Source organism: Flavobacterium paronense (assembly GCF_030409795.1).
Lineage (GTDB): Bacteria > Bacteroidota > Bacteroidia > Flavobacteriales > Flavobacteriaceae > Flavobacterium > Flavobacterium paronense.
Genome location: NZ_JAUFQN010000019.1, coordinates 2,681,185 through 2,693,304 on the forward strand (window position 1 = coordinate 2,681,185; position 12,120 = coordinate 2,693,304).

At 34.6% G+C, this 12,120-nt stretch carries 11 protein-coding genes; 9 read left to right on the forward strand and 2 right to left on the reverse strand.

Annotated features, from left to right (window positions below; all coding sequences use genetic code 11):
* Positions 1 to 4 precede the first annotated feature (4 nt).
* Positions 5 to 1,144 carry an efflux RND transporter periplasmic adaptor subunit gene (locus tag QWY90_RS12910; RefSeq protein ID WP_290286379.1) on the forward strand — a complete coding sequence of 380 codons (1,140 nt, stop codon included), beginning with the start codon at positions 5 to 7 and terminating at the stop codon, positions 1,142 to 1,144.
* A gap of 86 nt (positions 1,145 to 1,230) precedes the next feature.
* Complete coding sequence (locus tag QWY90_RS12915) at positions 1,231 to 4,689, forward strand: efflux RND transporter permease subunit (RefSeq protein WP_290286380.1); 3,459 nt, start codon at positions 1,231 to 1,233, stop codon at positions 4,687 to 4,689.
* Positions 4,690 to 4,761: 72 nt separating this feature from the next.
* Here QWY90_RS12915 and QWY90_RS12920 read toward each other — a convergent pair whose 3' ends face one another.
* Positions 4,762 to 5,106, reverse strand: a complete 345-nt coding sequence (locus QWY90_RS12920; RefSeq protein ID WP_290286381.1) for a toxin-antitoxin system YwqK family antitoxin — start codon at positions 5,104 to 5,106, stop codon at positions 4,762 to 4,764.
* Positions 5,107 to 5,270: 164 nt separating this feature from the next.
* Entirely contained in the window at positions 5,271 to 6,260 is a 990-nt protein-coding gene (locus QWY90_RS12925; protein ID WP_290286382.1) for a TlpA family protein disulfide reductase, read from the reverse strand.
* A gap of 147 nt (positions 6,261 to 6,407) precedes the next feature.
* Between QWY90_RS12925 and aspS the strand changes: the two genes are divergently transcribed.
* From aspS to QWY90_RS12960, 7 genes are all read left to right on the forward strand, one after another.
* Complete coding sequence (gene aspS / locus QWY90_RS12930) at positions 6,408 to 8,156, forward strand: aspartate--tRNA ligase (protein WP_290286383.1); 1,749 nt, start codon at positions 6,408 to 6,410, stop codon at positions 8,154 to 8,156.
* Between the two features lie 223 nt (positions 8,157 to 8,379).
* Positions 8,380 to 8,580: a cold-shock protein gene (locus tag QWY90_RS12935; RefSeq protein ID WP_290286384.1), complete on the forward strand. Its 201-nt coding sequence runs from the start codon at positions 8,380 to 8,382 to the stop codon at positions 8,578 to 8,580.
* A 204-nt stretch (positions 8,581 to 8,784) separates the two neighbouring features.
* Positions 8,785 to 9,150: an NADH-quinone oxidoreductase subunit A gene (locus tag QWY90_RS12940; RefSeq protein ID WP_290286385.1), complete on the forward strand. Its 366-nt coding sequence runs from the start codon at positions 8,785 to 8,787 to the stop codon at positions 9,148 to 9,150.
* A 31-nt stretch (positions 9,151 to 9,181) separates the two neighbouring features.
* On the forward strand, positions 9,182 to 9,727 hold the full coding sequence (locus tag QWY90_RS12945) for an NADH-quinone oxidoreductase subunit B (RefSeq protein ID WP_290286386.1): 546 nt from the start codon (positions 9,182 to 9,184) through the stop codon (positions 9,725 to 9,727).
* A gap of 2 nt (positions 9,728 to 9,729) precedes the next feature.
* On the forward strand, positions 9,730 to 10,236 hold the full coding sequence (locus QWY90_RS12950; protein WP_290286387.1) for an NADH-quinone oxidoreductase subunit C: 507 nt from the start codon (positions 9,730 to 9,732) through the stop codon (positions 10,234 to 10,236).
* 111 nt (positions 10,237 to 10,347) lie between these two features.
* Complete coding sequence (locus QWY90_RS12955; RefSeq protein ID WP_290286388.1) at positions 10,348 to 11,583, forward strand: NADH-quinone oxidoreductase subunit D; 1,236 nt, start codon at positions 10,348 to 10,350, stop codon at positions 11,581 to 11,583.
* Between the two features lie 5 nt (positions 11,584 to 11,588).
* Positions 11,589 to 12,119, forward strand: a complete 531-nt coding sequence (locus QWY90_RS12960) for a complex I 24 kDa subunit family protein (RefSeq protein WP_290286389.1) — start codon at positions 11,589 to 11,591, stop codon at positions 12,117 to 12,119.
* The last annotated feature ends 1 nt before the right edge of the window (position 12,120 follow it).

The window sequence follows — 12,120 nt, forward strand, 5'->3', positions numbered from 1 at the left end:
ACAGATGAAAAAAATACTATACCTATCCGCAGTATCAATCGTATTACTTTCTTGCTCAAATTCAGCGAAAAAGGAAAATATTGACGATTTAATCAGCTCTAAAAACGTAAAAGCGTTAAACGAAAAGAAAGCAGCACTTCAAGCTGAAATTACTAAAATAGAAAATGCTTTAGCCATTTTAGATGTAAAAAAAGAAGAGGCTTTGGTAACTGTTCAAGCGGTTAAAGACACTGTATTCAGTCACTACTTAGACATTCAAGGAAGTGTTGACACGAAAGAAAATATCTTAATACAACCTGAGTTTAGCGGAACTTTAACTTCATTGACAGTTAAAGCAGGAGACCATGTCTCAAAAGGACAAATTTTAGGAAGAGTTGATGATGGCGGAATAAGTCAACAATTGGCCAATGCAGAAAATCAATATACATTAGCCAAAACAACCTTCGAAAGACAAAAAAATCTTTGGGACAAAAAAATCGGTTCTGAAATTCAATACTTACAGGCTCAAACACAAATGATTTCAGCTCAAAAAGGAGTAGCTCAAATCAAAGCACAATTATCTAAAACTGTTATTCGTGCCCCTTTTTCAGGTAGTATCGATGAAGTTTTTGTAGAAAAAGGTCAAGTTGTTGCGCCTAGCCCTCAAGGTTTAATGCGTATTGTAAATCTTAGCAATATGTATGTATCAACTTCAGTTCCTGAGACTTACATAGGAAAGTTAAAAGTTGGCGATTTAGTCGATGTATATTTAACTTCTTTAGTGAAAACATATAAAGGGAAAGTACGTCAGGTAGGTAATTTTATTAATCCAAACAACAGAAGTTTTGGCATTGAAGTAGCACTTCCAAATCCGGATAATTTGCTTCGCCCTAATCAGGTAGCCAAATTGAAAATTGTTGATTATACAAATAAAAATGCATTAGTCGTTCCAACAAATGTAGTTCAGGAAGATGGACAAGGGAATAAATTTATTTATATCGTAGAAGGAAGTAATGGCAAAACAGGCATGGCTAAAAAAGCAATTGTTACCGTTGGCAAATCTTCTGATAATGTAACCGAAGTCTTGAATGGTCTTTCTGCTAAAGATATCATCGTTACCGAAGGTGTAAATGCGATTTCAGAAGGAATGAAGCTTAATTTCTAAAACCGTTGTAAGTTCTAAGCTATTAGTTCAAGGTATTTTTAATCTTTAACTTATAACTCATAACTTATAACTCATAACTAAAAAAAATGAGTCACAAAAATAAAGAATTCAGCATATCTAGCTGGGCTGTTGAAAATCGAGTAACAGTTTATATCATCACATTGCTAATCGTTGTTATGGGATTAACAGCCTATATCACAATGCCTAGAGAAGATTTCCCGGAAATCATCGAAAACAAAGTATACATTTCTTCAGTATTCCCAGGAAATTCTGCCGAAGATGTTGAAAAATTAATTGTCAAACCTCTCGAAAAAGAAATCAAAAACATCAGTGGTGTTGAAAAGGTAACAGCCAGTTCTTTTCAAGATTATGGAATGATTATCGTAGAATTTTCAGACAAAATAGGAATCGAGGAAGCCAAAACCAAAATCAAAGACAAAGTTGATCTTGTAAAAGCGGATACCGATTGGCCCAACTTAGATAATGGTAGCAAAGTAGAACCAAATGTTTTTGAACTAAATATTTCTGAGGAAGTTCCTATTCTGAATATTAATTTAAAAGGTAATTATACAACCCAACAATTAAAAGATTACGGTAAGAAACTTCAAGACGATATCGAAGAAATTCCGGAGGTTAAAAAAGTCGACATCCTCGGAGTTGATGATAAAGAAGTAGAAATTGCTGTTGACATATTCAAAATGACTGCTGCACAAGTATCATTTGATGATATTCAAAATGCTGTAAAATATGAAAACATGACGCTTTCCGGCGGAAATTTAATATCCCAAGGTTCCAGAAACAACATTAGAATTGTTGGTGAAATTAAAGATCCCGCGGAACTAGAAAACGTGATTGTCAAACACAATGGTGGGAGCGTTTACTTAAAAGACATTGCAAAAGTATCTTTTAAAGAAAAAGAAAAAACTACTTACGCTCGTGAAAAAGGAAAAGAAGTAGTCATGCTAAACGTAAAAAAACGTTCGGGTCAAAACATGATTTCTGCTATTGAGCAAGTCAAAGAAAAAATCAAAGGGGCTCAAGAAAGTTATTTGCCAAAAGACTTAAAATTAGAATTGACTGGTGATCAATCCTCTCGAGTAGAACATCAAGTAAACGAGTTATCTAACCATATCATTTTCGGAATTGTACTGGTAATGATTGTACTGATGTTCACCATGGGATTACGTAACTCCTTATTTGTTGGAGCTGCTATTCCTTTATCTATGCTAATGGCTTTTACTATTCTTTCTGCCTTCGGATTAACCCTAAATACGATGGTGCTTTTCGGTTTGGTAATGGGATTGGGTTTACTCGTTGATGACGGTATCGTTGTGGTCGACAATGTATTTGCCAATATGAAAAAAGGAATGCCAAGAATTCAAGCGTCTAAAGTTGGTATTGGCGAAATCGCTTGGCCTGTAATTTCCTCAACGGCTACAACCTTGATGGCGTTCTTGCCTTTTGCTTTATGGCCAGGAACTATGGGTAAATTCATGATTTATTTCCCAATGACACTTTCGGTTACTCTTGGTGCTTCATTATTTGTTGCCATGATTATTAACGCTGCAATGACAGGAGGTTCTATGGATATTGAAGACCGAAATGTAACTGCCAAATCAGCCAAAACATACAGCATCATTTTCGGAATTGTCGGAATCATTTTTGTCTTAATCGGAAATATAAATCATTCTACTTTTGCTAAAGCTATTGGGCATTTAGCTATAATTTCATTGGGCTTAATGTGGTTGTACAAATGGAAACTATACCAATGGACACAGGATTTTCAACACAGTTTCTTCCCTAGATTAGAAGAAAAATACAAACGTTTTTTAGCAGTAATTCTAACAGGGAGAAATGCCTGGTTATCGTTAGTTGGAATCATTGGGATGTTAATTTTATCAATGGTGTTATTGGGGGTTTTTCCAAGAAAAGTTTTGTTCTTCCCTGAAAATATCCCAAGACAAGTAATTACCTATATCGAATATCCACAAGGAACTGATATCGAAAAAACCAATAAGGCTACGCTTTTTGTTGAAAAACAGGTAATCGATATTATGAAAAAATACATCGACCCTAAAACCAACGAAAATTACTTAGCCGAAAGTATCGTGTCGCAAGTTGGTGTTGGTGCAGGGAATCCTAATATAGATGCTGGCTCTGCTTCTGAAACACCTTTTAAAGGAAAAGTTACCGTAAACTTCTCAGAATTCAAATTTAGAAGAGGCATCAATACTTCTGACGTATTGGATGAAATTCGTGCCCGAGTAAAAGGAATCGCAGGTGCAAAAGTAACGGTTGAAAAAGATGCTAATGGACCGCCTGCTGGTTATCCAATCAGTGTACAATTGACTGGTTCTGTTGGAATTGATTATGATGTCATGCTTAAAGAAGCCGATAAAATGATTGCCTTCATAAACAGTAAAAATATTTCAGGTATCGAACGATTGAATGTTGATGTAAATAAAGAAAGTCCGGAATTGGAAGTAAAAGTAGATCGTGTCAATGCGGGAAGTCTTGGGGTGTCGACAGGTCAATTGGGTTTCAATTTACGCCGTTCTGTTTATGGTCAGGAAATCTCTACTTATAAAGAGGGTGATGACGATTATAACATTGTTGTTCGTATGCAAGAAGACCAACGCAAAAATGAAAACATTCTTTTCAATCAATCGTTGACGTTCCGAAATCAAGCTAACGGTCAAATGATGCAGGTGCCTATTTCGGCTGTTTCGCAAACTGAGAAAACTAACACTTACAACCAAATCAAAAGAAAGAACTACAAACGAATACTAACTATTTATTCGAATGTGTTAACAGGTTATAACGGTGATGCCATTACCAAACAAATTGGAACCGAGTTAAACAACTACCAATTACCAAAAGGTATTTCGTATTCGTTCTCAGGTGTTCAAGAAGAGCAAGGGAAAAATCAAAGTTTCTTAATGTTTGCTTTGTTCTTAGCTATGGCTGGAATTACCATAATCATTGTATTGCAGTTTAACTCGGTTTCTAAAACTATCGTGATTTTATTCACCGTATTACTGAGTTTCAGTGGTGTATTCTATGGTTATGTTATTGCCAACATGGATTTTGTAATTCTGATGACTATGATGGGAATTATTTCCTTGGCGGGAATTGTAGTGAAAAACGGAATTGTATTGATGGATTTCTTTGTGTTGCTTTTGGATAAAAAAGTAGCTGATAAAGGTGTTGAATCGCACAACGATTTATCATTGGAAGAAATTAAAGTTGTGATTATTGAAAGTGGAAAATCGCGTTTACGACCTGTTTTATTGACAGCATTAACAGCGGTTCTTGGATTGATTCCGTTGGCAATCGGATTAAACTTTGACTTCTTCGGATTGATAACCGATTTGAATCCGCACATATATATGGGTGGTGATAATGTTATTTTCTGGTCGCCATTGGCTTGGACGATCATCTTCGGATTGACTTATGCCACAGTGCTTACTTTAGTGATGGTTCCTGTTATGTTCTACTTAGTAAAGAGAACTAAGTATTGGATTAGAGATAGAAAAGCATTGTAGAAATTAGAAATGCTTTAATAAAAAAAGGGAACTCAATTGAGTTCCCTTTTTTATTATAACTAATTAACTTTTTTAATTCTTAGCTAATGCGTCTTGTTTCCATGATTTAACATTGGCTACTCTGCTTTTAGAATAATCTACTTCGCTTAATGATTTATCGTTCCAGAAAAACCATTTCCCTGTTTTTTCCCCGTCAGTATATTCACCTATTGATTTTTTACTTCCATTACTATTGTAAGCAACCCAACTTCCTTCTAATTTGCCATCTTTAAAATGACCTTGTTGCTGAATTTGTCCGTTATCATAATAGTAAGTAGCTTTAACTAAGTTACCTTCTTGTTCTAAAATTGGTTTCTTTGCTTGTGCAAAAGTCAATGCTGAGATTGCTAAAGCACCTAAAATCATAATCTTTTTCATAGTTGTAGGTTTTAAATATTCATAATTACCTAACAAATGTATAGATTATTTTACATTAAAAAAACTTTTACTTAACAATTTGGTAACATTGAGTGAAAATTTAACATTGGAAAATAAAAAAGCCTCGAAAATTCGAGGCTTTAAGAATCAGCAATTTAACTATTTTATTGAAGCAAACTATTTAATTGTTCTTTTAATTCAGGATTTGAAGGTCTTGCTGCATCTGCATCAATAACTTTTCCGGTTGGGTCGATTAAAATAAAACGCGGGATTGTATTCACATTGAATGCTTTGATAAAATCCATATTGGCTCTGTCAGCATACAACTGTATTCCGCTAAGCTCTTTATCTTTTACAAAGGTTTTCCATTTTTCATGGTCTTTTTCGGCATCAGTCGAAATGCTTACAAAAGCAATATTTTTTTCGTGTAAACTTTTTTCTAACTCTTTCAAGAATGGAATTTCAGCACGACATGGTCCGCACCAAATTGCCCAAATATCTATATAAACATATTTCCCTTTCAAACTTTCCAATGATGTCTTTCCGCCAACGGCATTTTCATAATCAAAATTGGGAGCAACCACATTATTTAATTTCTTTTTTGCTTGTGACATGGTATAATATTGCTGTAATTCGGCCATTTTTGCCTCATTATTTTTCTTTTGTAATGCAACAAAATTGGCATCAAATTTTGCTTTTTCTAACCGATTCAAATCAGAAACCTTCATTTCATTGGTTTGTTTGATAAAATCTTCTTCATTAGATTTTAGTAACGCTTCAAAATTAATTTTGCTATCTAAAAGAGTGCTTTGTGCCAAAAAGTTGTTTTCAATTGCTCCATTTCCCGAAAAGGTAATAGATTCATCAAAGTTAGCAGCATCCATTTTTAAATCTAAATCATATCCTGGTTTTAAATAAAGGTCTGCATATTCAACGCCATCAAACATTTGATACATGCCTTCTTTGGTCTCAAACGTATCATTAAAAGCACCTTCATTGTTTAATTTGATTTCTTTAATAATAGTGTTGTTGTCTTTGATAAATACCGAAGCACCATTCTTGTTTTCGATTTTTCCATGGAATAAAACTTTCTGTTGCGAGAAGCTAATAGTAGTAAAAACTAGCGTGAACACAAGCGAAAATACATTTTTCATAATAGATAAATATTAAATTAATAACTCAAAAATACTTTTTTATTTTATCCAAATCAGAATTTTAACACAATTTTTCTTTGCTAATTTGGATTGAAGAATTCCTCGTTAATTTGATTTTTGTTTTACTTTTGCAAAAAAATTATTCCAATGTACAGAAGTCATAATAACGGCGAACTTAACGCTACATATATTAATAAAGAAGTAACGCTTGCCGGTTGGGTTCAAAAATCGCGAGACAAAGGGTTCATGATTTGGGTAGATTTGCGCGATCGTTACGGAATTACACAATTAATTTTTGACGAACAACGTACCGATAAAGCTGTTTTTGAAAAAGCAAAATCTTTGGGAAGAGAATTTGTAATTCAGGTAAAAGGAACCGTTATCGAACGTGAGTCAAAAAATGCTACTATGGCAACTGGCGACATTGAAATTTTAGTTTCTGAACTAAACATTTTAAACGCAGCTATAACTCCACCATTTACGATTGAAGATGAAACCGATGGTGGCGAAGACATCCGAATGAAATACCGCTACTTGGATATCCGTAGAAATCCGGTTAAAAACTCGTTGCTTTTCAGACACAAAGTGGCTATGGGAGTCCGTAAATATTTATCTGATTTAGATTTTTGCGAAGTTGAAACACCTTATTTAATCAAGTCAACTCCTGAAGGCGCAAGAGATTTTGTTGTGCCAAGCAGAATGAATCAAGGTCAGTTTTACGCTTTACCACAATCGCCACAAACCTTCAAACAATTGTTGATGGTTGGTGGAATGGATAAGTATTTCCAAATAGTGAAATGTTTCCGTGACGAAGATTTACGCGCCGACAGACAACCTGAATTTACACAAATTGATTGTGAAATGGCATTTGTAGAACAAGAAGATATATTAAATGTTTTTGAAGGATTAACACGTCATTTACTAAAAGAATTGAAAGGTATTGAAGTCGCACAATTCCCAAGAATAACATATGATTACGCCATGAAAACTTACGGAAATGACAAACCGGACATTCGTTTTGATATGAAATTTGGCGAGTTAAATTCGGTTGCCCAACATAAAGATTTTTCGGTTTTCAATTCGGCTGAATTAGTCGTTGGAATTGCTGCTGCAAATTGTGCATCATTCACAAGAAAAGAAATAGATGCTTTGATTGATTGGGTAAAACGTCCACAAGTTGGCGCTTCCGGAATGGTATATGTAAAATGCGAAGAAGACGGAACATTCAAATCATCAGTAGATAAATTTTATGACCAAGAAGATTTAAAAAAATGGTCAGAAGCTACAAACGCCAAATCCGGTGATATGATTTTTGTGCTTTCTGGTCCGGCTGATAAAACTAGAACACAACTATCTGCACTTCGTATGGAATTGGCAACACGTTTAGGACTAAGAAATCCTGAAGTTTTTGCGCCATTATGGGTTGTGGATTTTCCGTTATTAGAATGGGATGAAGAAAGTGGTCGTTATCATGCCATGCATCACCCTTTTACGTCTCCAAAACCAGAAGACATGAAACTGATAGAAAGCGAACCTGGAAAAGTTCGTGCCAATGCTTATGATATGGTTTTAAACGGAAATGAAATTGGTGGTGGTTCTATCAGAATTCATGACAAAGACTTGCAAAGCCGAATGTTTTCGCTTTTAGGTTTCTCACCGGAACAAGCGGAAGATCAATTTGGTTTTTTAATGAATGCCTTTCAATTTGGTGCGCCACCACACGGCGGATTAGCTTTTGGTTTAGACCGATTAGTAGCTATTTTAGGTGGACAAGAAACGATTCGTGACTTTATTGCTTTCCCAAAAAACAATTCCGGAAGAGATGTTATGATTGATGCTCCATCTGCAATTGATGCCACTCAGTTAAAAGAATTATATATTAAATTAGATTTGTAGTAATTTATATCAAATTCACATAATATTAAGAAGCAACTGTTCAAATAGTTAAAAACAGTTGCTTTTTTTATGTCAAAATTTAAAATCTCTCAAGTATTTCTCTATCAATATTTTAAAGAGCGAATAGAATTTTAACAAATTTTTAATTATTTAACACTGAAATGCTTGTTATGTCGCAATAAAATTTATCTTTGACCATTATTAATTATTTTTACAATACAAAATGCGCACAGGAACAGTAAAATTTTTCAACGAGTCTAAAGGTTATGGTTTTATCACAGATGATGAAACTGGAAAAGACATTTTCGTACATGCTACTGGAGTTAAATCTGAAAATTTAGCAGAAGGAGACAAAGTATCTTACGAAGAAGAAGAAGGTAGAAAAGGTAAAGTAGCAGCTCAAGTAGTAGCTATCGAAGACTAATATATATTATTTTTTGATTACCTAGATTTAAATGACGTCCCGAATATTCGGGACGTTTTTTTATGATATATACCTAGTTATTTATAATCAATTTAAATAGCCTTTTTTAAGAAGTATATAACAAACGTTTATCTTTTGATTTTTGCGAATTAAATAATGCGATGTATATTTGTGCCTATTAAATTATTTCTAATTATACCCATTATGCAATCTAATCAATTAGATTATTTACCAATCCTTATGCAAGCTGGTTTGGCTGTAGGATTTGTGGTTTTAACCATAATTGGTTCTGGCTATTTAGGACCAAAAAGACACTCTAAAAACAAAGACAAAAACTTTGAATGCGGAATAGAATCTGTTGGAAATGCCAGAATTCCTTTCTCTGTAAAATATTTCCTTGTGGCCATTTTATTTGTATTGTTTGATGTCGAAGTGATTTTCTTATATCCTTGGGCAATAAATTTCAGAGCATTGGGTGTAGAAGGAATGATAAAAATGGTGATTTTCATGATGTTGCTTTTAGTCGGATTCTTTTATATTTTGAAGAAGAAAGCACTCGAATGGGAATAATCAATTACAAATTATAAATTACGAATTATAAATGAGTGATTCTAAAACAAATATGGTTGCTCCTCCAGAAGGAGTTGTTGGCGAAGGATTTTTCGCTACAAAACTAAACGATGTTGTTGGATTAGCGAGAGCCAATTCGCTTTGGCCATTACCTTTTGCTACTTCATGTTGCGGAATTGAATTTATGGCAACCATGGCGTCACACTATGACTTAGCACGATTTGGTTCTGAAAGAGTCAGTTTTTCTCCACGTCAAGCGGACATGCTAATGGTAATGGGAACGATTTCTAAAAAAATGGCGCCTATTTTACGTCAGGTTTACGAACAAATGTCAGAACCTCGTTGGGTAATTGCCGTTGGAGCCTGTGCTTCATCTGGTGGCGTTTTTGACACCTATTCCGTGTTGCAAGGCATTGATAAAGTTATTCCTGTTGATGTATATGTTCCGGGTTGTCCACCTCGCCCTGAACAAATTGTTGATGGTGTTATGGCGTTACAAGAGTTGGTAAGAACCGAATCTGTACGCCGCAGAAGTTCACCTGAATATAAAGAATTATTAGCTTCCTATAACCTATAAAAATGGCTTTAGAAACTACAACTATACAAGAAAAATTAACTCAAAAATTCGGTGACAAAGTACTGGATTTTGGTATGAGTAAAGATATTTTTTCATTCGAAGTACATCCTTACGCACTGCATGAAGTAATTCGCATGCTTAAAGAAGACAAAGATTTAAACTTCCATTTTCTAACCGATTTATGTGGCATTCACTATCCTGACAATGATGACAATCATCAATTTGCCGTAGTATATCATTTGCACAATTGGGTTGAAAATACCAGAATTCGAGTAAAAACCTATTTGACAACAACTCCAGAAGTAACTTCAATCATAGATTTATTTTTGTGTGCGAATTGGATGGAAAGAGAAACATGGGATTTTTACGGAATCAACTTCATGGGTCATCCACAATTAAAAAGAATTTTGAACATGGACGAAATGATTTCTCATCCAATGCGAAAAGAATTCCCAATGGAAGACAGCGGAAGAACAGATAAGGACGATAGATTTTTTGGAAGAACATAGGTTAATGGATAATTAACAATGAACAATTGATAATTATAAAAAATAAAAAACAACAGAAATTAATAGTTAATTGAAAATTATCAATTATCAATTATCAATTTTTAATTACAGATGTCAGAACTATTATTACCACCAGAGCATCGATATGCTAAAATTGTAGAACTCACTCGCAACGAAGACGGGAGTGAACTTTCTATTTTAAATTTGGGGCCTACGCATCCGGCAACTCATGGAATTTTCCAAAATATCTTATTGATGGATGGCGAAAGAATTCTAGAAGCTGAACCAACTATTGGCTACATTCACAGAGCCTTTGAAAAGATTGCCGAAAACCGTCCTTTTTATCAAGTAAACGTTTTGACCGACAGAATGAACTATTGTTCTTCGCCAATCAATAACATGGCTTGGTGGATGACAGTTGAAAAATTGTTAGATATTGAAGTGCCAAAGAGAGCACAATATTTAAGAGTTATAGTAATGGAATTAGCCCGAATTACAGACCATTTAATTTGTAATTCAATTCTGGGTGTGGATACTGGTGCTTACACTGGATTTTTATATGTATTTCAATTCAGAGAAAAAATCTATGAAATCTACGAAGAAATTTGTGGTGCTCGATTGACAACAAATATGGGAAGAATTGGCGGTTTCGAAAGAGAATGGTCGCCAAAAGCTTTTGAGTTACTAAACACTTTCTTAGAAGAGTTTCCAGAATGCTGGAAAGAATTCGAAAATCTTTTTGAAAGAAACAGAATTTTTATTGACAGAACGGTAAATGTAGGTCCGATTACTGCTGAAAAAGCAATGGCTTACGGATTCACAGGTCCAAATCTTCGTGCTGCCGGAATTGATTATGATGTTCGTGTAGCCCAACCTTATTCTTCTTATGAAGATTTTGAATTTATAGTTCCGGTTGGAAAATCAGGTGATACTTACGATCGTTTTTGTGTTCGTAATGCCGAAGTTTGGGAAAGTTTAAGCATCATTCGTCAAGCTTTAGCCAAATTGCCAGAAGGTCCAATCCATGCTGACGTTCCCGATTATTATTTGCCTCCAAAAGAAGACGTTTACAACAATATGGAAAGCTTAATCTATCACTTCAAAATTGTGATGGGTGAAGTTCCGGTTCCGGTTGCAGAAATCTATCACGCTGTGGAAGGTGGAAACGGAGAATTAGGATTTTATTTAGTTACTGACGGAAGTAGAACACCTTACAGATTACACTTCAGAAGACCTTGCTTCATCTATTATCAGGCTTATCCTGAAATGATAAAAGGAGCTATGCTGTCAGATGCTATCGTAATATTGTCAAGTTTAAATGTAATTGCCGGCGAATTAGACGCATAAGAATTATGGAAAGATCACATATCAAACAAGAAATAAATATCACTGATGCTTTGATGACTCGCATCAATGAGTTAATCAGTCATTATCCTGCCGATAAAAGAAAATCAGCTTTATTGCCAGTTTTGCACGAAGTTCAAGATGCACACGACAATTGGTTAAGCATTGAATTGCAAAATAAAGTAGCCGAGATAATAGAAATACAGCCTATTGAAGTATATGAAGTGGTGACATTTTACACGATGTACAACCAAAGACCCATCGGAAAATACATGTTCGAATTCTGTCAAACTTCACCTTGCTGTCAAAACGGAGTAGAAGATTTGATGGATTATACTTGTTCTAAATTAGGTGTGAACGTTGGAGAGCCAACAGCAGACGGACTTTTTGAAGTTCGTGGGGTTGAATGCCTTGGAGCCTGCGGTTATGCTCCAATGATGCAGTTGGGTGATTTCTATCAGGAACATTTAACAGAACAAAAGATTGACCAGTTAATCTCCGATTGTAAGGACGGAAAAATCACTTTACACGATAAATAAT